This is a genomic window from Lacticaseibacillus absianus, from assembly GCF_013407595.1.
In the GTDB taxonomy this organism is placed as follows: domain Bacteria; phylum Bacillota; class Bacilli; order Lactobacillales; family Lactobacillaceae; genus Lacticaseibacillus; species Lacticaseibacillus absianus.
This window is the reverse complement of sequence record NZ_JABEKX010000003.1, coordinates 176,731-201,149: the sequence shown is the minus strand read 5'-3', so window position 1 is coordinate 201,149 and position 24,419 is coordinate 176,731. Positions and strand designations below refer to the sequence as shown.

The following is a 24,419-nucleotide window of genomic DNA, read 5'->3' as shown; positions in this document are numbered from 1 at the left end:
CTTGCGCGGTGGTGCAGCAATCGAGTGCTTAGTTGGCCTTCGAGATGGCGCTGACGAAGGTGTCGAGCTTAGCCTGGTACTGCGCAGCTGGGATGGAGCCGGTGTAGGCCCCGTTGATCAGCGGTGCGGACAGGTTCCAGAAGGTCGCCATCTGGGTCATCTTCGGCATGATCGTCGAGTAACCGTCTTGGCTCATCGTGATCACAGCCTTGGCCACTGGGTCGCTGGCAACGGTGCTAGACGCCTGGGCGGCTTTGTCGACAGGGATGGCCCCAGAGTTCTTGTAGACCACCAGCTGCGACTTCTTGTTGGTGACGTACTGCGCCAACGTTGCCGCCGCCTTCTGGTTCTTCGTCGCGGTGTTGGAGTTCACCGCGAAGCACCCAACGCCGAGGAACGCCTGCATCTGAACTTCCTTGCCGCCCACGTTGATGGTCGGGTAAGGGGCAACGGCGAAGTCGTCACCGAGGATCTTCTTGATGTTCTCGGAGTCCCATGGGCCGTCAAGTGTCGCCGCGGCGTTGCCGGACTTCAGCTGGTTCAGCGCGTTGCTGGTCTGCATGACGCCCTTATTGGCCTTCTGCTGCGCAAACCAGGTCATCGCGGCGACCCCAGCGGCGGAGTTAGCATCGGTCCCCTTCAAGGTCTCACCGTTCTTGCCGTAGAGGTAGGTCCCGGCGGACAGGAAGACGGGGTAGAAGTTGTAGGCGTTGGTGAAATCGGTGGCGAGCACGCCCTTGGCGGTCAAGCCCGCCCAGGTCTTCACGTCGTCAGCAGACAGCTTGGACTTATTGTAATACAGCGTCTGCGCCTGCTGCGAGGTCGGGTAGCCGTACATCTTGCCGTCCCAGGTCACCGCTTCGCTGGCCACGGCGACGCTGTTCTTCTTCACCGCCTTGGTCGCAGCCGGTGACAGCGGGTTGATATACCCCTGATCCGCCATGGAACCCAGCTGATCATTCGGGACCTCGAAGACATCCGCGGCCTTGCTCGGGTCCTTGCCGACGTCGGTCTTTGCGTTGGCGGACCCGTTCGGGCTTTGGGTCACGGTCACCTTCACGTCTGGATACTGCTTGTTAAAGTCCTTCACGATCGTCTTATAGTACGGGACTTTGGTCGTGTCGACCCACAGCTTGACCGTCCCACTAACGGTGTCGCTGTCGCTGGAGGTGCTTTCGTTATTGCTCTTCCCACAAGCGGCCAGTGTGATCGCAGCCAGCAGCGTTGCGCTGCCCAAGAGTACTTTGCTCAGTGATTTCATTAACTTTCCCTCCGATGTGTGTTGAGGTCGCGTTCCCCCGTGACCTTCGCGACAAATGCTTGATATGGTGCGAGTTGAAGTGAAGAAAGTGTGGTGGGTGCCGTCATGTTACTGATGATGACCGCATCCAGGTGTGCCGGACTGGTGAATGATTGCGCGGTGCCGGTGAGGTTAGCCACGATGAGCCAAGTCTCCCCTTGATACGTCCGGGTGTAAGCCATGACGCCAGGCACCGTGGTCAGCGGGGCGAACTCGCCCCAGACGACGAGTGGGTGCGTGTGCCGCAGCGCCACCAGCTGACGGTACGTCGCGAGGACGGAATCCTGATCCGCCTGCGCGGCCGCCGCGTTGATCTGCCGGTGGTTGGCGTTGACCGGCAACCACGGGGTCCCCGCCGTGAACCCCGCCTGCGGGCCAGCCGTCCACTGCATCGGGGTGCGTGCATTGTCGCGTCCCATGCGGTTGATGGCCGCCAACATCGTTGCCGGCGCGACGCCAGCCGCCACCTGCTCGGCGTAAGCGTTGCGGCTCTCGATGTCCTGCACCTGCTCGATCCGCTCGATCGGTGCGTTGGTCATGCCGAGCTCTTCGCCTTGGTAGATGTACGGCGTCCCGCGTAGCAGGTGGAGCAAGATGGCCAACATCTTGGCGCTGCGCACCCGGTAGCGGCCATCATCGCCCCACCGCGAGACGATCCGAGGCAGGTCGTGGTTGTTCCAGAACAGGGCGTTCCACCCGTGGTGGTAATCCAGCTCGGTCTGCCACTTGCACAAGACGTCGCGCAGCGCCTGATGATCCAGCGGGCGTGTGACCCACTTGCTCTGGCCGGGGACCTGGTCCAGCTGCATCGCCTCGAACTGAAAGACCATGGACAACTCGTGGTGCGCCGGATCCGAGAACTGCTGGGCGATCGCCGGCGTGGCGCCCCAGGTCTCCCCCACCGTCATCACCGGGAAGCGGCCGAAGGTGGCCGCGTTCATCTCCCGCAAGTAGTCGTGCAGGTGCGGGCCGTTAGCGGTGATGCCCGCATCGGGGTCTTTGCCGATCAGGTCGATGACATCGAGGCGGAACCCGCCGATACCCTCGTCCAGCCAGAAGTTCATCATCCGGTAGATGGCCTGGCGCAGCACCGGGTTAGCCCAGTTGAGGTCTGGCTGTTGGCGGCCAAACAGGTGCAGGTAATACTGGCCGGTCGCCGCCGACCACGCCCAGGCGGACCCGGAGAAGGTCGAGCGCAGATCGTTGGGTTCGTGGCCATCGACCGGATCGCGCCAGATATACCAGTCGCGGTGGGGATCGGCGCGCGACCGCGCTGCGGCCTGGAACCAGGGGTGCTGATCCGAGGTGTGATTGACCACGAGGTCCATCACGATCTTGATGTGGCGCGCCTTGGCGGCTTGGATCAGTCGGCGCATGTCCGCCATCGTCCCGAACTGGGGGTCGATGGCCTCATAATCCGAGATGTCGTAGCCGTTGTCCACCCCGGGCGACCGATAGACGGGACTCAGCCACAGGGCGTCCACCCCCAGGTCTTGCAGGTAGTCCAGGCGGCTGATGATCCCCGGGAGGTCCCCGATGCCATCGCCGTTGCTGTCCTGAAAACTGCGCGGGTAGATCTGGTACACGACCGCTTGCTGCCACCACTGCGTCATCAGTCGCCCTCCTTTGCGGCGTGGGCGGCGGTGATCGCCGCCAGGTCCAGCGCCGCTGTGTTCGGGACGATGAAGTCGGCGGCGGCCAGGGTGGTGGCGTCACCGATTCCCACGGCGAACTGGCCGGCGGCCTTGATGGCCGCCACCCCGGCGCTGGCATCCTCGAACCCAACCACCTCCTGCGCCGTCAACCCAAGCTGAGCCTGGGCGCGTTGGTAGATCTCCGGATCCGGCTTGCCGCGGTGCAGCGTTGCCGGGTCGACCCGCGTCTCAAAGGCAGCGGCCAGCCCGAGCTTAGTCAGGATCGCCGGGGCGTTCTTGGACGCCGAGGCGATCGCCAGGTGCAACCCGGCGGCTTGGGCGTCTGCCAGCAGGCGCGTGATGCCGGGCAGGATGTCCGCCGGCGTCAACGCGTCGATGGCCTGCAGGTACCAGGCGTTTTTTTGCGCCGCCAGGTCCGCCTTCTGGGCGTCGGTGTAGACCGCGTGTGGATCGCCGTAGCTCAGGACCAGCGCCAGCGAGCTTTCTCGCGAACGGCCGCGCAGGGCGTCGTTGGCGGCCGGTGGCAAGGTAATGCCCAGTTGCGTCGCGACCTGATTCCAAGCGGCCAAGTGGAAGCGGGCCGTGTCGGCGATCACGCCGTCGAGGTCGAACAGTAACCCTTTAAGCATCCGCCACCTCCTGCACCAAGTGTCGCTTAGTGCCGTTGACCCAGACATCCAGCGGCGCACCGGCCACCAGCCTGATCTGGGTCTCGTCCGTGACGGTCACGGCCAACACCCGGCCGCGGTAGGTCAGGCTGAAGCTGTAACGCGTCCAGCCTTTGGGCAGAAACGGGGCGAAGCGTAACTGATCGTGATCGTAACGCATGCCGGCAAAGCCTTGCACGATCGCCAGCCACCCCCCAGACATCGAGGTGATGTGCAACCCGTCTTCGGTGTCATTGTTGTAGTTATCCAGATCCAGCCGGGCGGTGCGGGCGTACAGCTCGACAGCCTTGTCGGCCCGCCCCAGCTCGGCGGCCAGGATCGCGTGGATCGAGGCGCTCAGGGAGCTTTCGTGCACGGTCAGCGGCTCGTAGAAGTCGAAGTTACGTTCTTTCTCAGCCCGGGTGAAGCGGTCATTCAGGAAGTAGATGCCCTGCAGGACATCGGCCTGCTTGATGAACGGCGAGCGCAGGATCTTGTCCCACGACCAGTGCTGATTGATCGGCCGCTGATCCGCCGGGATCGTGCTGGCCGGGCGGATGTCTTTATCCAAAAACGTGTCGTGCTGCACGAAGATACCCAGGTCCGGGTCCTCCGGCAGGTACATGTGATCGATGATGGCCTGCCAGTGTGCCTGTTCGTCGGCGCCCACGGCCAGCTTGGCCACCACCTCTGCGTCCGCCTGAGGCAGGCGCGCCAGGGTGTATTCCAGCACCCACTGAGCCATCAGGTTCGTGTACCAGTTGTTGTTGACGTTGTTTTCGTACTCGTTAGGGCCGGTCACCCCGTGGATCATGTACTGGCCGTGCCGCTTGCTGTAGTGGACGCGATCCGCCCAGAAGCGCGCGATCCCGACCAAGACCTCGATGCCGGCCGTGTTCACGTAGGTCTCATCCCCGGTGTACGCCGTGTACTCGTAGATGGCAAACGCCACGGCCGAGTTGCGGTGTAACTCCTCGAAGGTGATCTCCCACTCATTGTGGCACTCGATCCCGTTGAACGTCACCATCGGGTACAACGCACCGGCCAGCCCCTGCTGCGCGGCGTTGTGGAAGGCGCCGGGCAGCTGATCGTGGCGGTACTGTAGCAGCGCCCGCGTGACGCGCGGCGGGGTCACGGCGAGATACATCGGCACCACATAGGCCTCGGTGTCCCAGTAGGTCGCCCCACCGTATTTCTCGCCGGTGAACCCCTTAGGCCCGATGTTCAGCCGCGGGTCTTGCCCGTAGTAGGTCATGAACAGCTGGGCGATGTTGAAGCGAATGCCCTGCTGCGCAGCTGGATCGCCGTCGATCTGCACATCGCTTTGCGCCCAGCGCTCGGCCCACACGGCGGTGTGGGCGGCCAGCGCCGCCGCGAAGCTGTCGGTCTGTAGCTGTGTCATCAGCTGCGCAGCCGCCGCGGTCTGGGCCGTCGGGGCGACATCGCGGCTGGTCAGCACGATCACGTCTTTTTCAACCGTCAGCGCCTCACCCGCCGCCAGGGTCGCGTGCAGGGTCTCGGTCAAGGTGCCCGGCGTCGTGGTGCGCACACCCTGCACCGGCTGGCCGGCCACGCGCAGCGCCTGCTGCAACAGGACGGTGAACTGTGGGACGCCGAACGGGTTGGGCCGCGTCTGCAGCTGGATCGTGCCAGCGTCGGCCGATTCGCCTTGGGGCACCCAGAAGCGCTCGTCGTAGTTGCTGTCTTCGTTCGTGACATTGCCATCAAGGCCCGCCGCTAGGGTCAGGTCAGCGTGGCCGCGCAGGCACTTCAGAGTGACTTCGATCAGCGCCGCTTGTTGGATCACGTTGCTGACGAAGCGCCGGAAGGTCAAGGCGACGGCCGTGTCGCCCACTTCATAGACGAAGCGGCGCGACAGCAACCCCTGATGCAGATCTAGCGTCAGCTCAAAATCATGGAACTGGCCAGTCGCCAAGTCGATGGGCTGACCGTTGAGCGTGATGGGTAGGTCGATGAAGCTCGGGGCGTTGATCGCCTTGCCGAAGTATTCCGGGTAGCCGTTCTTCCACCAGCCGACCCGGGTCTTGTCGGGGAACCAGACGCCCCCGAGGTAGGTCCCCTGCAGGTGATCGCCCGAGTAGCCTTCCTCGAAGTTGCCCCGCATCCCCATGTAGCCATTCCCGATCGCGGTCAGGCTCTCCTGTAGTCGTTTATCCTTCTGGGCCAAAGCCTGCGTCGTGATCACCCAAGGGTCGACCGCGAAGAGGCGCTTAATTGCTGTTGTCATTGTCGTTCACTCCGTTTCGCTTGCACCTTTAAGTTTGCCGGCGTGAAACCGCTTTTACAATAAGCAAAACCTTGTTACCGCTATCAGAATATCAATTCAGTGACAAGACAAACCCCTGCGCTGCCAGCTGATCGTCGGCGTAACCCTGCGCCAACGCTGGCGTGACGTGGAGCGACTGCGGGGCCGCGGTGGTGTTGAACCACGCCGTCAGCGTCTGCGGCCCCAGCGTCCGGGTGACCTGGATCAGCCCGGCCGCCGTCACCTGGTAGGCCGTGGTGCCTGCGCTGAGCAGCTGACTGTGCGCCCGCCGGAAGTGGACCAGGGCCGCCACGCGCTGCCAGGTTGGGCCGTTGAGTTGCGCCCAGTCCATCGGCTTGCGGTCATCCGGGTCGTTGGCCCCGGTCATCCCCATCTCGGTGCCGTAATACAGGCACGGGGTCCCGGTCTGGACGAAGGTGAAGGCCAGCGCGGTCAGCGCCCGGTCTAGGTCGCCGCCTGCGACCGTTAGCAGCCGCGGCGTGTCGTGTGAATCCAGCATGTTCAGCATCGCCTGGTTGGTCTGGTCGCGGTACAGCATCAGTTGATCGACCAGGCGCGCGGTCATTGTCGCCGCCGGCACTGCGCCGGTCAGGAAGTGGTCCTCGATCTGCTGGGTGAACGCGTAGTTCATCACCCCGCTGAACTCCCCGCCGTTCAGCCATGGCTGCGCGCTGTGCCAGACCTCGCCGAGCACGTAAAAGTCTGGTTTGGCCGCCGTCACGGCCGCGTAGAAGCGCCGCCAGAAGTGGTGGTCGACCTCGTTGGCGACGTCCAGCCGCCACGCGTCGATGTCGAACTGGCGGATCCAGTACGTCGCGATGTCCAGCAGATAATCCTGCACCGCCGGGTTGGCCGTGTTGAGCTTGGGCATCGACGGCTCGAAGGCAAAGGTGTCGTACTGAGGCGCCTCATCGCCCTTAGTCGGATCGTGGAACGGCGTCAACGGCAGCTCGTGGATGTGGAACCAATCGTAGAACCGGGACGCGCGCCCGTTAGCCAGTACGTCTTGCCACTGCAGCGACTGCGCGCCAAGGTGGTTGAACACGGCGTCCAGCATCACCCGCATACCGCGGGCGTGGGCGGCCTGCACGAGCGTCGCAAACAGCGCCTTGTCGCCAAAGTCGGGGTCGATCTCGTAGTAGTCGATGGTGTCGTACTTGTGGTTAGAGCTGGCCTTGAACACCGGGCAGAAGTACAGCCCGTTCACCCCCAGCGCCTCGAGGTCGTCGAGGTGGTCGAGCACGCCTTGTAGATCCCCGCCGTAGTAGTCGTTGCGGCCCGGGTGATCCGTCGGCTGCCAGGGCTTGGTCCCAGCCGGGTCGTTGCGCGGGTCACCGTTGGCAAACCGCTCCGGAAAGATCTGGTACCATACGGTGTCTTGGACCCACGCTGGGATCGTCACCTGGTCGATCGCATGGTAATACGGCACCCGAAAGTAGTTGCCCATCTCCTGGCGTTCCGCCGCGGTCGCCTCGCGCGGGCCGCGGTCACCGATCAGCACTTGGGCCCCGCTGGTATCGGTCACCGCAAACAGGTACTGCATCCGCGCGTATGGCGCCGTCAGCGTTACGCCCCAGTAGTCATGGACCTGCCCACTGCCAATGCGGGCCATGGGCACCGTCTGCGGGGCGAACTCGGCCTGACCGTCGGGGCCAGGCAGCTGCCAGTACGGGTCGCCGCAGATGACGCTGACGGCGGTGATGTCACCCTTGGCCGTGCGCAGGCGCAGGCGCAAGTCTTGGTCTGGGGTCAGGAAACAGTCTTCGCTTTCGGGGCGGTGGCGCATTGCTGCAATGTTCATTTGATCTCTCCTTCTCGAATCAAGACGACGCCGGCGTCTGGGCCCAGCGTCAGTTGCGCGCCGACCAGGTCCACCGAGCCGCTGCTCAACAGCGGCCGGTAGTGGCCCTCGGGTAGCGTGACCGTGGTCGCGGTGGCCTCAAGCGCCACCGCCACGACGGCCAAGGCGTCATCCAGTTGCCGGGTGTACACGTAGCTGGCTTGGTCGGTGGTCAGCAGGTGGTAGTCCCCGTCTTGGAACAGCGCACGCTTCTTCAGTGCGATCAGCTTCTGGTAGAACGCGAGCATGCTGGTCGGGTCCGCGGCCTGCTCGGCAGCGCTGGCCACCGGGGCCGCCGAACCCTGGAGCCACGGGGTGCCGGTGGTGAAGCCGCGCTGCACGCCGTCAGTCCAGGGCATCGGCCCGCGCGCAGGCAACTTGTGCGTGGTGCTGACCAGCGCCACGGCAGCCTCAGTGGTCAGCCCGGCGGCCGTTGCCTGGGTCACGAAGTCAGTCACCGTCGGGTCCTCGAAGGTCGCGACGTCTGGCAACGTCAGGTTGGTCAGCCCGAGCTCCTCGCCGTAATAAATGATCGGGAGCCCACGCTGCAAGTACATCAGCATCGCCAGGCTCTGCGCCTGCTGGGCCGAGTGGGCCACCCGGCCCAGCAGGCGCGGCATGTCGTGATTGCTCCAGTACAACGTGGGCTGAGCCAGCCCGGCCAGCGTCTGTTGCCACACCACCTGCGTCTGCTTGAACGCAGGCAAGTCCAGCGGGTGCGCTTGGTACTGTGCAGGCAGCTGCTGATCCAGCCCACTCGCATCCTCCGGGAAGTAGCGGAACGTGACCACACTGTCCATCAGCCCCGCATCTGGCGCCGTGTACGCTGCGGCCAACTGCACGTTAGCGCTCGCCGCCTCCCCCAGCAGGAAGACCTCTGGGTAGTCCGCCTTGACGCGCTGGCAAAACGGCCGCAGCCACGTCTGCACCTGTGGCAGGTTGGCGTAAAACGGTTCGGCCAACACCGGCGCGTCATCCGCGGTGGGCACCGGAAAGTCCTGGTCGAGCTTGACCTTGGCGATGTGGATGAACGCATCAAGGCGCAGCCCATCCACCCCTTTTTGCAACCAGTAGTCCGCGACGTCACTCATCGCGTGGCGCACTTCCGGGTTGGCCCAGTTCAAGTCCGGCATGCGGCGGTCAAACAGGTGAAAATACGACTGCCCGCTGCCGCTGGGGTCCGGTGCCCACACCGAGCCGCCGAAGAAGCTGCCCCAGTTATTGGGCCGCTGGCCGTCGTGCCCCGCGAAGATGTAGTAATCGCGGTACAGGCTGGCCGGGCCACGGAGCGCGTCTTGGAACCACGGGTGGCGATCCGACGTGTGGTTGAGGACAAAGTCGAGGATCACATGGATCCCGGCGGCGTGAAAGGCGTCGATCAGCGCGTCCATGTCCGCCATCGTGCCCATCGTCGGGTCGATCGCGTAGTAGTTGGCCACATCGTAGCCGTTGTCCACCTGGGGCGAGGTGAATACCGGGTTCAGCCACACCGCCGTGATCCCCAACGCCTTGAGGTACGGGATGTGCGCGCGAATGCCGTTGAGGTCCCCGACCCCATCGCCGTTGCTGTCCTGAAAACTTTTGGGGTAAAGCTGATAAATGATCGCATGGTCATACCAAGCCATGTGTGCACCTCCATTCTTCTTTAAGCGTAAGGAAGCGGCCCGCTTTGCACAAGCGGCCGCGCCATGTTACCGCTATCAGATTGCAGGCGGACGAAAAACCGCCCCTGCGCGTGACCGGATCGGTCGCGCGCAGGGGCGGCGTTAGCGCCATTACTTGTTGTCGTCGTCGCCTTCGGAGTAACCCTTGTCGTCAGCGTCATCAGAAGACGCCGCGTCATCGGCCTTCGGGGCTTCCGTCGGGGTCGCCGGTGCGGCCGGCGCCGTCGGGTTGACGGTGCGGATGGCGGATAGGTTGAAGGTCAAGAAGACGCCGTCGACGTCGATATCGACCGTGCCGGCCTCTTGATCGATCGAGTCGACCATACCGTGCAGACCGCCGATGGTGATGATCTTATCACCCTTCTTCACGCCACTCAGCATTTCCTGACGCTTCTGTTGTTGCTTCTTCTGTGGTCGCATCATCCCAAAGTACATGAATGCGAACAATACGACCATCATGATGATCATGGATGTTCCTTGCCCCATTATCGGCACCTCGTTTTCTTTGAATGTTCAATGAATACTGTACCAAATTGGCCGGCTTTACACCAGCCCTAGAAATTCCGGGCGTTCGGCTTGTTGTAGCCGTACTGCTCGAAGTAGGCTTCGCGAAACTCTGTCAGTTGGTCCGCCGCGATCGCCTCGCGGATCTGCTTCATCAGGTGCAACAGGAAATACACGTTGTGGTAGCTGGTCAGCCGCTCGCCGAAGGACTCGTCTGCCTTGAGCAGGTGGCGGATGTAGGCCCGGGTGTAGTTGCGGCAGGTGTAGCAGTCGCACTGGTCGTCCAACGGCGTGAAGTCGCGGGCGTACTGGGCGTTTTTGATCACCACACGCCCGTGACTCGTCATCACGGTCCCCTTGCGCGCGATGCGCGTCGGCAAGACGCAATCGAACATGTCGATCCCGCGGATCACGCCGTCGATCAACGCGTCTGGCGAGCCCACGCCCATCAAGTAGCGCGGCTTGTTCGCCGGCAGCAGCGGGGTGGTAAAGTCGAGGACGTGGTTCATCTCCTCCTTGGACTCGCCGACGGACAGGCCGCCGATCGAGTAGCCGGGAAAATCGAGTGAGACCAGGTCCTTGGCGCTTTGCTCACGCAGATCGCGGTACCCAGCACCTTGCACGATGCCGAACAACCCCTGCCAGTCCGGGTTCTTGTGGGCGCGCAGCCCGCGCTCGGCCCAGCGACTGGTGCGCGCGACGGACTTGCGCACGTAGTCGTAAGACTCGAAGAACGGCGGACACTCGTCGAGGCTCATCATGATGTCCGGACCTAAGGCGTTCTCGATCGCGATCGCTTTTTCCGGCGACAGAAACATCTTGGCGCCGTTCAGGTGGTTCTTGAAGTGCACGCCTTCTTCAGTGATGTTGCGCATCTCGGCCAGCGAAAAGACCTGGAAACCGCCGGAATCAGTCAAGATCCCCTTGTCCCAGTTCATGAACTTGTGCAGGCCCCCGGCTTCCTCGACCAGGTCCTCCCCCGGCCGCAGCCACAGGTGGTAGGTGTTGGCGAGGATCACGCCGGCGCCCATCTCATCGAGCTCTTCTGGGGCGAGCGTCTTGACCGTCGCCTGCGTGCCGACGGGCATGAACATCGGCGTCGGGAACGTCCCGTGCGGTGTGATCAGCTCGCCGAGGCGCGCGCCGGTGTGTTTGTCTGTGTGGATCAGGTGGTACTTGATTGCGGGTTCCATAGGGCAACTCCTTGTCGTGAGGGGCTAAAATCAGTGAAGGTCAGTGTACCGGGTGCGCGCCCAAAAAGCAAGGGCGCACCGCGCTTGACTAGGCTACCCACCCCGCTAAGCCCGCGAGGCCGGCGCTCTGGTTTCGTCGAGCCCCAGTCTCGCAACGCGGACGCGTCTAGCGACGTCAACCACGTCGCGCCTAAGTACAGGCGCACCGCGCTTGACTAGGCTACCCGCCCCGCTAAGTCCGCGAGGCCGGCGCTCTGGTTACTTATGAATGAACATCGCGTCGCCGAAGCTGAAGAAGCGGTAGCGTTCCTGGATCGCGTGCGCGTATGCGTTGAGGATGTTCTCGCGGCCGGTGAAGGACGCGACGAGCATCACGAGGGTCGACTTAGGCAGGTGGAAGTTGGTGATGAACGCATCGACGGCGCGCCACTGGTAGCCGGGCTTGATGAAGATGTCGGTCCAGCCGGAATCCGCGCGCAGCTCGCCGTCGAACTTGGTGCCGATGGTCTCAAGGGTGCGGATCGAGGTGGTGCCGGTCGCGATGATGCGACCGCCGTTCTTGCGGACGGCGTTCAGGGTGTCGGCCGCTTCTTGGGAGAAGCGGTAGAACTCGCTGTGCATCTTGTGGTCCTCGATGTTCATCACCGACACGGGCCGAAAAGTGCCCAAGCCGACGTGCAGGGTCAGGTAGACGAGGTGAACGCCCATGTCCTGCGCTTTTTGGAGCAGCGCTTCGGTCCAGTGCAGGCCCGCAGTCGGGGCGGCCGCGGAGCCGATCTCCTTGGCGTAGACGGTCTGGTACATCTCGGGGTCGTCGAGCTTCTCCTTGATGTACGGTGGCAGTGGGGTCTCACCGAGCTGGTCGAGGATCTCCATGAAGATGCCGTCGTAGTGGAACTCGATGATGCGGCCGCCGTGTTCGAGCTCTTCCACGACGGTCGCGGTCAGCAGGCCGTCCCCGAAGTCGATCTCGGTGCCGACCGGCGCTTTTTTGGCCGGCTTCATCAGGGTCTCCCACTGATCGCCTTCGATGTTGCGGAGCAACAGGACTTCCATGTGCGCCCCGGTCTCCGGCTTGACGCCGTAGAGCCGCGCTGGCATCACGCGCGTGTCGTTCATCACGATCGCGTCCCCGGGTTCGAGGTAGTCGAGGATGTCGTAAAAATGCTTGTCCTCTAGCGCCCCGGTCTCAGCGTTGAGCACCAGCATACGGCTGGCGTCGCGCTTCTGCAGCGGGGTCTGGGCGATCAGTTCTTGGGGCAGGTCGTAATCAAAATCTTCAGTGGTCAGCATTGCAGTGTTTTCTCCCTTAATTGGTCTGGTATGGCATGTCGAGGTGCGCGAAGCCCGCCGGCGTGACCATGCGGCCGCGCGGCGTGCGCTTCAAGAAGCCGATCTGTAGCAGGTACGGCTCGTACATCTCCTCGATGGTGGCTGTCTCCTCACCGATGTTGGCGGCAATGGTCGACAAGCCGACGGGCCCGCCGGCGTAATCGCGGATCATCATCATCAGGAGCTTGCGGTCGATCGCATCGAGCCCGCGGTCGTCGACTTGCAGCTGGTCCAGTGCGTGATCGACGATCGGCACCGTGACGCTGGACTCGGCGACGTCAGCGAAGTCCCGGATCCGCTTCAACAGGCGGTTGGCGATCCGCGGCGTCCCGCGCGAGCGGCGCGCGATCTCGAGCGCGGAATCGGTCGGCAGCGCCATGTCGAAGATGCCGGCGGAGCGCAGCACGATCTCTTGCAGCTCGGCGTCTTGATAATACGCCATGTGCTCGGTGATGCCGAAGCGGTCGCGCAGCGGCGCAGACAGCATCCCCGCGCGCGTCGTCGCCCCGATCAGGGTGAACGGCGGCAGGGGAAAATGCACCGGATGCGCGGTCGGGCCCTGCCCGACCACGATGTCGATGTAGTAGTCCTCCATCGCGGAGTACAGCATCTCCTCGACGATCTTCGGCAACCGGTGGATCTCATCGATGAACAGCACGTCACCGGGCTGCAGCTCGTTCAGCAAGGCGACGAGGTCCCCGGGTTTTTCGATCGCCGGGCCGGAAGTGGTGCGGATGTTGACGCTCAGCTCAGTCGCGATCACCAGCGCCAAGGTGGTCTTGCCCAAGCCCGGTGGGCCGTACAACAAGACGTGGTCCAATGCCTCTTCGCGCTTCTGGGCCGCTTGAATGTACACCGCCAGCTGCGACTTGACGGCGGTCTGACCGATGTAATCGTTCAGGCGGTGCGGACGCAGGCTGCGCTCGATCGCGTCTTCATCGGCCGATTCATGGGTAGAAACGATACGCTCTTCGCTCACAGTGGCCCTCCTTTGGTCTGATCACTTGCTCAGCAACTTCAGCCCTTCGCGCAAGTAGGCATCGGTGGTCGTCGCACCGGTCTGCGTCAGGGTCTTGGTCAGCTTCTCCACGCTTTTTTCCGGGTAGCCCAGCGCGACCAGCGCCGCTAGTGCGTCGCTCAGCGCGGCGTCGGCGACCGGGGCCGCCGGCGTGAACAGGTCCCCGGCCGGGGCGTCGAGCTTGCCCTTGAGGTCGAGGATGATCTGCTGGGCGGTCTTCTTGCCGATGCCGGGGAACTTCGTCAGATAAGTCACATCGCCGGCCGCCACCGCGTTGGCGAGGCCGTCGGGGTTGGCGTTAGCCAGGATCGCGAGCGCGGACTTGGGCCCGATACCCGTCACCGTCAGGAGCTGGTTGAACGTCTGCTTGTCCGTCGCGGACGCGAAGCCGTACAGCGCCTGGTCGTTGTCGCGGATGATGTGCTGGACGTAGATCGTCGCCGGGGCCCCGACCGCGTAAGCGTAGGGATTGGTCACCAGGAGCCGGTAGCCGACGCCGCTGACATCGATCACGACATAGCTGGGCGTGACCGCGGCGATCGTGCCCTTGAAATATTCGTACATGTTGCCGTCCTTTCAGTACACACGTTTGGTCCCCATTCTATCATACTTACGCCATGGTGACGAAACTGTTCGTTGGGGATCAAACCCCTGTGCCGCGCGCTCGGGCCTGCGCCTGAGCGCAGTTCAGCCCGTGGCCCCGCTAGGCAAGACCGAAGCCACCTGCTAAAATTAAATCAACAGCAATCGGTTGTTGACCCTGCCCAACGCCTGGAGGTGACCCCATGTCCGCGCCCCTGACCCGTCGACTGATCAACGTCGGCACGCTGCTCAGCCTGATCGCCTCGCTCAGCCTCTGTGTGTACTGGTACAAACTCGGGATCTTTCACGACATTCCGAGCCTGCAAGCCTACCTCAGTGCGATCGGCCTGATCGGCCCGCTGATCTTCATCGCCATCCAGATCCTCCAGGTGGTCATCCCCATCATCCCCGGTGGCATCAGCACCGCGGCCGGCGTCTTGCTCTTCGGCCCGTGGGCGGGGTTCGCCTACAACTACATCGGCATCGCGATCGGCTCGTGCATCAACTTCGCCCTCGCCCGCCGGTACGGTAAGCCGTTCATCCTCGCGATCATCAGCGAAGCGACCTACGAGAAGTACATGGCCAAGACGACCAACCAGCGCCGCTTCAACTGGCTCTTCGCCGGGGCGATCATCGCGCCAGTCGCGCCAGACGACGTGCTCTGCCTGATCGCCGGGCTGACCAAGATGAAGTTCTCGACCTTCTTTTGGATCATCATCCTCGGCAAACCGATCACCATCGCCGCTTACAGCTACGCGCTGATCGTCGGGGCGCAGTGGCTGACCCAGTGGCTCTGATCCACCCAAAACCGGACCCCACGCGCGCGTTGCGACGGGGCCCGGTTGGGGGGTGGCACCAGAAGCGTCGGTCGGTCCCCTCAAAAAGCCAGCCCAGCACGCCCACATTGGGCGTCATTGGGCTGGCTTTTTGAGGGCCGTCTTCTTCATCGGCACGTCTACTGGTCAGCGGCGATCTGTCGGGCGTACTTTGCACGGGCGGCCGCGTGGATCTGCGTGTCCCGTTGGGCGTTCGTCAAGAGCGCCTCACGGACGCCTGCTTTGCCTTGACTGCCCCCGGTAGGTGCATCGCGAACTGCTTGGATGACCTTATCAGCATATCGGGTCCCGTTATTATCCAGATTCACCTTACCTGTGTTGGTCCCCAGGGGAATATACCAACCATCCGAGTCCGAATAATTAAGAAAGAGGAGGTATCTGGCGCCTTGGTCCATGAGGGTATACCCCGCAATGTGATAAGTGACTTTCTGCCGCGCATTATACGCTTCGTTCTCAAGGACAGCGAACGTCTCACCGGCGTGAAGCTGACTGCTCCTGATCACTCGATCAACGACAAAGTCAGACCGGGTATACGCGTATTCGATCAAGTCATCACGGTCGTAGGAGACGGTCGGTTGATGCTGGTCCGTCTTGGTCGCGATCACGATCGACTGCGCCGCCTGGGCTAATGCCTCTGCCGAGTCGAAACCTTTGGTTTTGGCGTCTAAGAATAGCCGCTGCCCAAACTGGTGGTCTTTCATCCCGTTCTCGAATGCGGCCGCTGAAGGTGCGGCGTCGGTCGCTTGACCACCGCGCGTAGTAAGATAACGTCCGAGCCCTGCGACTAAGAGTGACCCGAGCGCCAGGCTACTGAGCCACCAACCACTTTTTTTCATTTGGTTCGCCTCCTATCCGGCGTTGATGTCCCGTTGCGCCAGCTGTTGGCGTCCAATCCACATGCGCCTTCGCCCATAGGTTATCATTGACCCGACTTTTTGGCGAACATTTGGCTCGTGGCCAACCTCAATGAGCCGTTGCGCCAGGTGCTCACGGTGGCACGCCGACCTCAGATGAGTGGCGATCGGTCTTACCGCTCGCCTGCGCTTCGACGATGCTGACGATAATACCGCGGCCACGCCCACCGAGGCACCGCCGCTGAAGGAAGGGAATCCCCATGGATCTGAGTGCGACTCAGTTGATCGCGTACGTGCCCCCGCTCGCCATGCTCGTCGGCTGGGTCATCATCCTGGCGCGTCAATGCCGCGCCAGGCAGGTGAACGGCTGGCGACTAGCCGTCCTCGCCGCCTTAGCCGTCTACGTGCAAAACGTGATCGTGTTGACCTTGTGGCCGGAACCAGTCGGTGTCAGTGCCGGCCCACGCGTGATCATCGCGCTTTCGTTGCGCGACCTGCTGAACTGGCAACCCCGCCAGCTGCTCGGTAACCTGGTGCTGCTCGCCCCGCTGGCGGTCATCGCCCCGCTACTGTGGCCACACCTCGCCCACTTACGCCGGGTCCTGGTCCTCTGCCTGCTGACCAGCCTGACGATCGAATGTCTGCAAGTGGTCCTGACCGCGCTGGACCTAGCGCGTCGCAGCTTCGACCTCAATGACCTGCTGCTCAATACCGCCGGCGGCCTGCTGGGCTATGCCGCTTTCGCCTTGGTCCGGCGTTGGCGTCCCGACTGGGTCGACCGCCTGAACCCTGCAGCGTGACGACTAGCCGTAGCACCTCAAAACGGTGCTGTGCCATCACCTCTGGCGGCACGACTATTCCAGAACGTGACGTGCCATAACGCAACGCCCTTTCTAACGCATGTCTGCCTGTCACTCACTCCGTTCGAACGGGCAGCGCAAGCCGGATAAGAGCGCTCCCCTGCAAAACCTAAGTTCGGGTTTTGCAGGGGAGCGCTCTTATACTCTGGGCTAAAACCGCGTTATGGGCACAGCCCCACCGTTTTTTCAATCGAGCGACTGGCCGGCCAGCATCCGCGCCAGCGTGCTGATCGGGAGGCCGACGACGTTGTAGTAGTCGCCGACCAGCCCGCGCACCAGCAGGGCGCCTTGGCCCTGGATACCGTACGCCCCCGCCTTGTCGACGTACTCGCCAGTGTCGAGGTAGGCGTCGATCGCCGCGGCGTCGAGCGGCCAAAAGGTCACCTCAGTCGTCACCACGGCCTGTTGCACCGGCTGGTCCGGGCGGGCGATTGCCAACCCAGTGCAGCACTGGTGGGTCTGCCCCGCCAACTGGCGCAGCATGCGCGCCGCATCTGCGCGGTCCACCGGCTGGCCGAGGAAGGTGTCACGCCAAAAACACATGGTGTCTGCGGCGATCACGGTCGCTTCAGGGTGTTGTGCCGCGACGGCCAGCGCCTTGGTGCGAGCCAGCTGCTGGACATAGGCCCGCGGCGGCAGGAGCGGCAGCGCCCGCTCATCGATCTGCGCCGGCACGACGGTGAACGTCGGCACGACGCGCGCGAGCAGCTCACGGCGCCGGGGGGAACCACTGGCGAGGATGATCACAAGTCATCCCCGCTTTCGTGGCTGTCTTGAATGCGCTTGAACATTTTCTCCAAGTCGGTGTTGGTGAACTGTACGAGCACCGGGCGGCCGTGCGGGCAGTTGAACGGGTTCTCGCAGTCAGCGAGCTTGACCAAGAGCGCCTTGGCCTGCGCCTCATCGAGGTGGTGGTTGGCCTTGATCGCCCGCTTACAGCTCATCATGATCGCGGTTTTCTCCCGGAACTTGGCGACCGAGATGCGCCCGTCGCGCAGGACCCAGTCGACCATCTCGCGGATGGTGTCTTCCTCCTGGCCCGCCTTGAACCACGTCGGGTGCTGGCGGACTTCAAAGGTGTTTTGGCCCCAGTCCTCGAGGAACAACCCGACGCTCGCCAACACGTCGCGGTGCGCGCGGATCGCGACGGCGTCGCTCGCCGGATAGTCGAGCACCAGCGGCACCAAGAGCGCCTGCTGATCCGCGGCGACCTGGCCGATCGCCTGGCGGTAAAACTCGTAGTTCACGCGCTCCTGCGCGGCGTGCTGATCCAGCAGGTACAGCCCGTCGTCGGCTTCCGCCAGCAGGTACGTGCCGTGGAGCTGGGCCAGGTAGCGCAGCTGCGGAAAGCGCTGCGCCGGGGCGGCCACCGGGCGCAGCGGCGTCGGCGCCGAGACTGGCTCAGCGTGGCGCGTATCCCAGTCGGCCAAGCGTTCAGCGTCGTTGAAGATCGGCGCCGGATCCAGCGCGTCGATGGTCAAGCCGAAGTCGTCTTGTGGCCCGACCGGCCGGGCAAGCGGGGTGATCGACGCCCCCTGCGCTGGCGCCGCCGTTGGACGCGCGGTAGTGCGTGTCGCGCCGGCGTCTGTCGGCGTGACCGAAGCGTCGGGTTCAGGCGCCGGGGCCTCGGTGACCGGCAACGGAACTTGGTGATCGCTGACCACATTGGCCTGCGACGCCGCGTTCAGCGCGATCGTCAGCTGGTCCATGTTGACCGGCTCGCGGCGACGCAGGTTGTGCAAGGCGTCCGGGATCAGGTTCTCCTGACCCAGGCGGCTACGGATCGCCGTGGTCAGCAACTCGCTGAGCTGCTCCTCCTTGCTCAGGCGCACCTCCTGCTTGGTCGGGTGCACGTTGACGTCGACGAGCAGCGGATCCATCGTGATGTCGATCACGGCGATCGGGTAGCGGCCGACCATCAGCTTGGAGCCATAGCCGGCGATCAGCGCCTTGACCAGCTGGTAGTTCTTGATGTAGCGGCCGTTGACCATCAGGCTCAGGTAGTTGCGACTGGCGCGCGTGGTATCCGGCAGGCTGGTGAAGCCCTGGACGGTGAAGTCGAGGTCCTGGCCCGTGATCTGCAGCATGCTCTTGGCCGTCGCCACGCCGTAGATGCCGGCGATGGTCTGCTGGAGGTCGCCGTGCCCCGCCGTTTTGAGCATCGTGTTCTGCCCGTTCTTAAGCGTGAACGCGACTTCTGGGTGCGCCAGCGCAAGGCGGTTGACGATGTCGACGATGCGCGACAGTTCGGTGGCCTGCGACTTGACGTACTTCAGGCGCGCAGGGGTGTTATAAAAGAGGTCGCGCACGCTCAGGCTCGTGCCTTGCCGCGCGGCCGTGGTGTGCTGATCCTGCATGGCGCCGCCGACGATGTGCGCGCTGGTGCCCAGCCCGTTCTCGGTGGCGGTCACCAGCGTCACATCGGCGACCGCGGCGATCGAGGCCAGCGCTTCCCCGCGAAACCCGAGACTGTGCACGTTGAACAAGTCGCGCGTGGTCAGGATCTTGGAGGTCGCATGGCGCACGAAGGCCGTGGGCACGTCGTCTGGCTCGATGCCGGCGCCGTTATCGATCACCTGCACCAGGCGCAGCCCGGCGTCTTCGACCAGCACGTCGACCTGCGTCGCGCCGGCGTCGATCGCGTTTTCGACCAGCTCCTTGACGACGCTGGCCGGTCGTTCGATCACTTCCCCGGCCGCGATCTGATTCGCGAGCGTCGGGGATAATTCGTGGATCTTAGCCAAGTGGCTCACCTCTTCTTGAGTTGCTTTTGGATCTCATACAGCAGGTTCATTGCGTCCATCGGGGTCGCGTCCATCAAGTCGAACTTCTCGAGCTTGCGCAGCAGCGGGTCCGGCTTGGTCGTGACCGGTGCCGGACCGAACAGCGAGAGCTGGCCGTCTGCCTCCGCCACCACCGGTGGTGCGACGGCGGTGCGGGCTGACGTCGGCGTGGCGCTGGGGCCGGCCACGTCAGACTCGCGCGCAACAGGCGGCGTCGCGTCGGCATCGACTGCGACAACCGGCGCCGCGTCGAGGGCCACCGGACTTGGGTGTGCCGCCGCACTCGGCGCGTCGATCAGCGCGCGCGGCTGGTCCTCCAGCTGCGTGAGGATCAGATCCGCGCGGTGCAACAAGCTGGCCGGCAGGCCGGCGAGCTTGGCGACGTGGATCCCGTAGGACTTGTCGGCCGGGCCCGGGAGCATTTTGTGCAAAAAGACCAGCGTGCCGTTCTCCTCGACCGCCCCGACGTGGACGTTGACCAGCTGATCAAGGCGGTCGGCCAAGGCGGTCAGTTCATGGTAGTGGGTCGAAAACAGGGTCTTGGCGTGCACGTGATCGTGCAGGTACTCGATGATCGCCTGGGCCAGCGCCATGCCGTCGTAGGTCGCGGTGCCGCGCCCGATCTCATCGAACAAGATCAGGGAGCTGGCGGTCGCGTGGCTCAAGGCCGCCTCGGCCTCCATCATCTCGACCATGAACGTGCTCTGGCCGTTGGCGAGGTCGTCGGCCGCACCGATGCGCGTGAAGATCTGATCGAATACTGGCAGGCTCGCGTCATCCGCCGGAACGAAGCTACCGGCCTGCGCCATGATCACGGTCAGGGCGAGCTGGCGCATGTACGTGCTTTTACCCGACATGTTCGGCCCCGTGATCAAGAGGATGTCGGTCTCGGTGTCCATCACCACGTCGTTCGGGATGTACTGTGCCTCACCGAGCACCTGCTCGACGACCGGGTGACGACCGCCGTGGATCGCGAGGTCGTGGTGGCCGGCGTGCATGCTCGGGCGTACGAAGTGATCGTTCTCGGCGGCCACCGCGAAGCTCTGCAACACGTCGAGCGCGGCGACCTTGGCGGCCAGCGTCTGCAGGCGGCCGATCTGGGTCTTGACCTGCTCGCGGATGTCTTGGAACAAGTCGTACTCCAGCGCCGTCGCGTGCTCCTGAGCTTCCAGGATCAGCGCCTCTTTGGCCTTCAAGGCCGGGGTGGAAAAGCGTTCGGCGTTGGTCAGCGTCTGCTTGCGCTCGTAGCGGTCCGCCGGCACCTTGCTCAGGTTCGCGCGGGTCACCTCGATGTAGTAGCCGAACACCTTGTTGAAGCGGATGCGCAGGTTGTGGATGCCGGTGGCTTCGCGCTCGCTGGCCTCCAGCTCGGCGATCCACTGCTTGGAGTTGGCCATCGTATCGCGGTACGTATCGAGTTTCTCGTTGTAGCCGCGCAGGATGAGCCCACCGTCCATGATCGAGATCGGCGGCTCCGGTTCGATCGCGCGCCGGATCAGGTTGGCGACGTCTTGCACTGGGTCCAAGGCGGCTAACAGTTCGGTGAAGCTGCCGTCATCCAACGTGCTCAGGATAGTCTGCAGCGCAGGGATCTGATCCAAGCTGGTCTGCAGCTGGATCAAGTCGCGCCCGTTGACCGTGCCGTACGCCACCCGGCCGGCCAGGCGCTCCAGGTCGTACACCTTCGTCAGGCGCTCCTGCAGCTCACTGCGCTCGAAGTAGTGATCCATCAGGGTCTGCACCTGCTCCTGGCGCGCCGTGATCGCGGCCAGGTCCAGCAGCGGCCGGTCCAGCCACTGCTTCAACAAGCGCCCGCCCATCGCGGTCTTGGTCTTGTCGAGCACCGCCAGCAACGTATCACCCTTGCGCCCGGTGCGGCTGTTTTTCAGAATGTCCAGGTTCGCGCGGGCGTCTTGGTCCATTTCCAAAAACTCGCTGGGCTGATAGGCCACCGCTTTTTGGATGTGGGCCAAGCTGCGCTTCTGCGTCGTCAGCAGGTAGTTCATCAGCATCGCGACGACCGTCACCTGCAGGGTGTCCGTCAGGTCCTGGCTGACGTAGCTGGCCTCCGCCAACACGGCCGCATCGCTCGGGCTGAGTAGCCGCCCCTGCCCCAGCAGCGTCCGGTCGGCGTCGCTCAGATCCGTCGGCACCACGACCTCCCGCGTGCCCAGTGCCGCCAGTTCGTTTTGAAGCGTGAAGCGGTTGGCTAGCGTCGTCACCTTGAACTCACCGGTCGACAGATCCGCGTAAGCCAGCCCGTAGCGCTCACCGGCGGGCACCACGGCGGCGAGGTAGTTGTTCGCCTTCGCTTCACCGGGGCGGACGTCCATCTTCGTGCCCGGCGTGACCAGCTGGATCACCTCGCGCCGCACCATCCCCACGGCCTTCTTGGGGTCCTCCATCTGCTCACAGATAGCGACCTTGTAGCCCTGATCGACCAAAATATCGACATAGCTCTGCGCCGCGTGGTGCGGCACCCCACACATCGGGATCGGATCATCCGCGCTCTTGTTGCGCGCCGTCAGGGTCAGCTCCAGAAGCTGAGAGCCCTTGATGGCGTCCTCGTAGAAGAGCTCATAGAAGTCCCCGATGCGGTAGAACAAAAAAGCATCCGGGTACTGATCTTTGATCGCCTGATACTGTTGCATCATCGGCGTATCTTGCGTTTTTTGCGGCATGATGGCGCTCCTTAACTTGGGTTGATTACGGTCTATTTTAACATTGATCGCCGGTTTGGGGGAGAGGGCCGATCGCAACGGCCAAGTGGGCGGGTATCACGCCGGCGGACTGACCCACGCCCCGCGGCGCAGCCGCCGGTGCCCTGCTCGCTCGCCCTAGAAGCTAAAACAGGGCTGTGCCATAACGCGGTTTTAGCCGAGAGTATAAGAGCGACCCCCCGCAAAACCCGAACTTAGGTTTTGCGGGGGGTCGCTCTTATACGGCTTGCGCTGCCCGTTCGAACGGAGTGAGTTACAGGCAGACATGCGTTAGAAAGGGCGTTGCGTTATGGCACGTAACGTTCTGGAATAGTCGTGCCACCAGAGGTGATGTCACAACCCGGTCGCGCCATCACCGCTTGAGGTGGTAGCTGTAGGTCGCGATGATGACGTTCTCGCGGCTGGCGAACGCGGCGCGCAGGCGCAGGGTCGTCTGGTTGTGCAGGATGTTCTGCCACGGCTTCTTCGGCACGAACTGCGGGATCAAGACGGTCGTGGTGAAGTTGCGCTTAGCGGCGTTGCGGGCCACGATGTCCACGAAGCGGATGGTCGGGCCTTCGACAGAGCGGTAAGACGAGTGGACGTCGACGAAGCGCACGTCCGGGAAGTCGCGCTTGAACTCGGCTTGCGTCTCCTGCTCCTTGTTCGGGTTCTCGTCCATCGAGACGTGCATCGCGATGACGTAATCCCCGATGGTCTGCGCGTAGTTCAGCGCCCCGCGCGTCACGCGGGTCACGTTGCCGACGAGCACGATGACCGTGGAGCCGGCGTAGTCGTGCAGCTCGATGTCTTGCGGCAGGCGCAGCTGCTCAGCGACTTGCTTGTAGTGGTCGTGGATCTTCCAGAAGACGAAGACCAAGGTCGGCATGATGATGAAAAACGGCCAGATGTCCGCCAACCGGTAGACGAACAGGATCACGAGGATGGCAAACGAGATCAGCGCGCCGGAGAAGTTCGCGATACTCTTGCCGATCCACCCTTTCTCCGTCTTGTGCCGCGCCCACCAGTGCCGGATCATCCCGGTCTGCGACAGCGTGAACGGGATGAACACCCCGACCGCGTACAGCGGGATCAAGCGCTCGGTGGAGCCTTGGAACAAGAGGATCAAGAAGCCCGCACCGATGCCCAGCGTCAAGATCCCGTTGGAATAGCCCAACCGGTCGCCGCGGTCCATGTACATGTGGGGCATGTACTTATCCTTGGCCATGTTATACGCGAGCATCGGGAACGCGGAGAACCCGGTGTTGGCCGCGACCGCCAAGATCAAGGCGGTGGCCAGCTGGATCACGTAATACATCACCCCGGTGCCGCCGAAGGTCGCCTTGGCGACTTGGGAGAGCACGGTCACCTTGGCTTCTGGCACGATCCCGTACCAGTAGTTCAAGAAGGTGATGCCGGCGAAGAAGAAGCCGAGGATGGCGGCCATGATCGCCAGGGTGGTCGCGGCGTTATGCTCGCGCGGTTTTTTGAAGAACGGCACGGCGTTACTGATCGCCTCGACCCCGGTCAAAGAACTCGACCCGCTTGAAAAAGCGCGGAAGATCAGGGCCATGGAGATACCCGGCACGATACCGCCAACTGCCGCGGTGGCGTGGTACGGGATCGCACCGGTCGCGATCTGGTAGCCGCCCCAGAGGATCATCGCGGTGATCGACACCACGAAGAGGTAGACCGGCACCATCAGGAAGTTGGCGGACTCGCTCAGCCCGCGCAGGTTCATCGCCGTCAGGATCACAATGATGATCAAGGCGATGATCGCCTCGTGGCCGTACAGGCTCGGGATCGCAGAGGTGATCGCCTCCGCCCCGGCGGACGACGAGACCGCTGCGGTCAGCATGTAGTCGATCAAGAGGCTCCCGCCAGCGGCTAGGCCCGCGTTTTGGCCTAAGTTCTCACTGGCGACCAGGTAGGCGCCCCCACCGCTCGGGTAGGCGTGGATGATCTGCCGGTACGACAGGGTCAGCGCCAGCAGCAGGATCAGCACGAAGGCCGCGATCGGCAGCGAGTACCAGATCGCGGCGGCCGACAGCGTGGTCAAGACCAGCACGATCTGCTCGGTCCCGTACGCCACGGAGGACAGCGCATCGCTGGACAGCATCGCCAGCGCTTTGAGCTTGCCGAGCTTCTGCCCGCCTTCATCGGAGGATTTGAGGGGTTTCCCCACCAATAGTCGCTTCAAATGCAACATACAAGACTCTCCATTTCACAAGTATCATTCGAGTTAACAAACCTTAGCATTATAAAACTCACATCGAGGAAATACTAGCAGAAGTTTAAGCATTGGTAAAGGCAGCGCCTTCACCGTCTACACCAGACAGGCCACTGTCTGCCACCCGCAGACACC

Annotated in this window: 18 protein-coding genes; 2 read left to right on the top strand and 16 right to left on the bottom strand. The window is 63.3% G+C overall.

Annotated features, from left to right (window positions below; translation table 11 throughout):
- Positions 1 to 28: 28 nt before the first annotated feature.
- The 11 genes from HII33_RS11575 to ruvA all read right to left on the bottom strand — a co-directional run bounded on the left by HII33_RS11575 (position 29) and on the right by ruvA (position 14,004).
- On the bottom strand, positions 29 to 1,261 hold the full coding sequence (locus HII33_RS11575; RefSeq protein ID WP_179395967.1) for an extracellular solute-binding protein: 1,233 nt from the start codon (positions 1,259 to 1,261) through the stop codon (positions 29 to 31).
- Positions 1,261 to 2,913 (bottom strand): glycoside hydrolase family 13 protein, encoded by a 1,653-nt coding sequence (locus HII33_RS11570; RefSeq protein ID WP_179395966.1) that lies wholly within the window; start codon positions 2,911 to 2,913, stop codon positions 1,261 to 1,263. The genes HII33_RS11575 and HII33_RS11570 overlap by 1 nt, the downstream gene beginning before the upstream one ends.
- A complete protein-coding gene (gene pgmB / locus HII33_RS11565) occupies positions 2,913 to 3,584 on the bottom strand; it encodes a beta-phosphoglucomutase (protein WP_179395965.1) in 672 nt (223 codons plus the stop codon). Before pgmB ends, HII33_RS11570 begins: the two co-directional genes overlap by 1 nt.
- Positions 3,577 to 5,838 (bottom strand): family 65 glycosyl hydrolase domain-containing protein, encoded by a 2,262-nt coding sequence (locus tag HII33_RS11560; RefSeq protein WP_179396023.1) that lies wholly within the window; start codon positions 5,836 to 5,838, stop codon positions 3,577 to 3,579. Before HII33_RS11560 ends, pgmB begins: the two co-directional genes overlap by 8 nt.
- A 103-nt stretch (positions 5,839 to 5,941) precedes the next feature.
- Positions 5,942 to 7,690: a glycoside hydrolase family 13 protein gene (locus HII33_RS11555; RefSeq protein WP_179395964.1), complete on the bottom strand. Its 1,749-nt coding sequence runs from the start codon at positions 7,688 to 7,690 to the stop codon at positions 5,942 to 5,944.
- Positions 7,687 to 9,354, bottom strand: coding sequence for a glycoside hydrolase family 13 protein (locus tag HII33_RS11550; protein ID WP_179395963.1), 1,668 nt, complete (start codon positions 9,352 to 9,354; stop codon positions 7,687 to 7,689). The genes HII33_RS11555 and HII33_RS11550 overlap by 4 nt, the downstream gene beginning before the upstream one ends.
- Before the next feature lie 150 nt (positions 9,355 to 9,504).
- Positions 9,505 to 9,879, bottom strand: coding sequence for a preprotein translocase subunit YajC (yajC, locus tag HII33_RS11545; RefSeq protein ID WP_179395962.1), 375 nt, complete (start codon positions 9,877 to 9,879; stop codon positions 9,505 to 9,507).
- A gap of 68 nt (positions 9,880 to 9,947) precedes the next feature.
- The gene (gene tgt / locus HII33_RS11540; RefSeq protein WP_179395961.1) at positions 9,948 to 11,090 is read right to left on the bottom strand and encodes a tRNA guanosine(34) transglycosylase Tgt; all 1,143 of its coding nucleotides are present in this window, start codon (positions 11,088 to 11,090) and stop codon (positions 9,948 to 9,950) included.
- A gap of 258 nt (positions 11,091 to 11,348) precedes the next feature.
- Positions 11,349 to 12,383 (bottom strand): tRNA preQ1(34) S-adenosylmethionine ribosyltransferase-isomerase QueA, encoded by a 1,035-nt coding sequence (queA, locus tag HII33_RS11535; protein WP_179395960.1) that lies wholly within the window; start codon positions 12,381 to 12,383, stop codon positions 11,349 to 11,351.
- Positions 12,384 to 12,399: 16 nt separating this feature from the next.
- The gene (gene ruvB, locus HII33_RS11530; protein WP_179395959.1) at positions 12,400 to 13,401 is read right to left on the bottom strand and encodes a Holliday junction branch migration DNA helicase RuvB; all 1,002 of its coding nucleotides are present in this window, start codon (positions 13,399 to 13,401) and stop codon (positions 12,400 to 12,402) included.
- Between the two features lie 21 nt (positions 13,402 to 13,422).
- Positions 13,423 to 14,004, bottom strand: coding sequence for a Holliday junction branch migration protein RuvA (gene ruvA, locus HII33_RS11525; RefSeq protein WP_179395958.1), 582 nt, complete (start codon positions 14,002 to 14,004; stop codon positions 13,423 to 13,425).
- 221 nt (positions 14,005 to 14,225) lie between these two features.
- Here ruvA and HII33_RS11520 point away from each other — a divergent pair, with 221 nt between their 5' ends.
- Positions 14,226 to 14,819 (top strand): TVP38/TMEM64 family protein, encoded by a 594-nt coding sequence (locus HII33_RS11520; protein WP_179395957.1) that lies wholly within the window; start codon positions 14,226 to 14,228, stop codon positions 14,817 to 14,819.
- A gap of 158 nt (positions 14,820 to 14,977) precedes the next feature.
- Here HII33_RS11520 and HII33_RS11515 read toward each other — a convergent pair whose 3' ends face one another.
- Positions 14,978 to 15,694, bottom strand: coding sequence for a hypothetical protein (locus HII33_RS11515; RefSeq protein WP_179395956.1), 717 nt, complete (start codon positions 15,692 to 15,694; stop codon positions 14,978 to 14,980).
- A gap of 278 nt (positions 15,695 to 15,972) precedes the next feature.
- Between HII33_RS11515 and HII33_RS11510 the strand changes: the two genes are divergently transcribed.
- The gene (locus tag HII33_RS11510) at positions 15,973 to 16,512 is read left to right on the top strand and encodes a VanZ family protein (RefSeq protein WP_179395955.1); all 540 of its coding nucleotides are present in this window, start codon (positions 15,973 to 15,975) and stop codon (positions 16,510 to 16,512) included.
- A gap of 246 nt (positions 16,513 to 16,758) precedes the next feature.
- Here the strand turns inward: HII33_RS11510 and HII33_RS11505 are convergent, their stop codons facing one another.
- From HII33_RS11505 to HII33_RS11490, 4 genes are all read right to left on the bottom strand, one after another.
- A complete protein-coding gene (locus HII33_RS11505) occupies positions 16,759 to 17,319 on the bottom strand; it encodes a Maf family nucleotide pyrophosphatase (protein ID WP_179395954.1) in 561 nt (186 codons plus the stop codon).
- Complete coding sequence (gene mutL, locus HII33_RS11500; protein WP_179395953.1) at positions 17,316 to 19,316, bottom strand: DNA mismatch repair endonuclease MutL; 2,001 nt, start codon at positions 19,314 to 19,316, stop codon at positions 17,316 to 17,318. Before mutL ends, HII33_RS11505 begins: the two co-directional genes overlap by 4 nt.
- Before the next feature lie 5 nt (positions 19,317 to 19,321).
- Positions 19,322 to 22,036, bottom strand: coding sequence for a DNA mismatch repair protein MutS (gene mutS / locus HII33_RS11495; RefSeq protein ID WP_179395952.1), 2,715 nt, complete (start codon positions 22,034 to 22,036; stop codon positions 19,322 to 19,324).
- 391 nt (positions 22,037 to 22,427) lie between these two features.
- Positions 22,428 to 24,263, bottom strand: a complete 1,836-nt coding sequence (locus HII33_RS11490) for an APC family permease (RefSeq protein ID WP_179395951.1) — start codon at positions 24,261 to 24,263, stop codon at positions 22,428 to 22,430.
- Between the last annotated feature and the right edge of the window lie 156 nt (positions 24,264 to 24,419).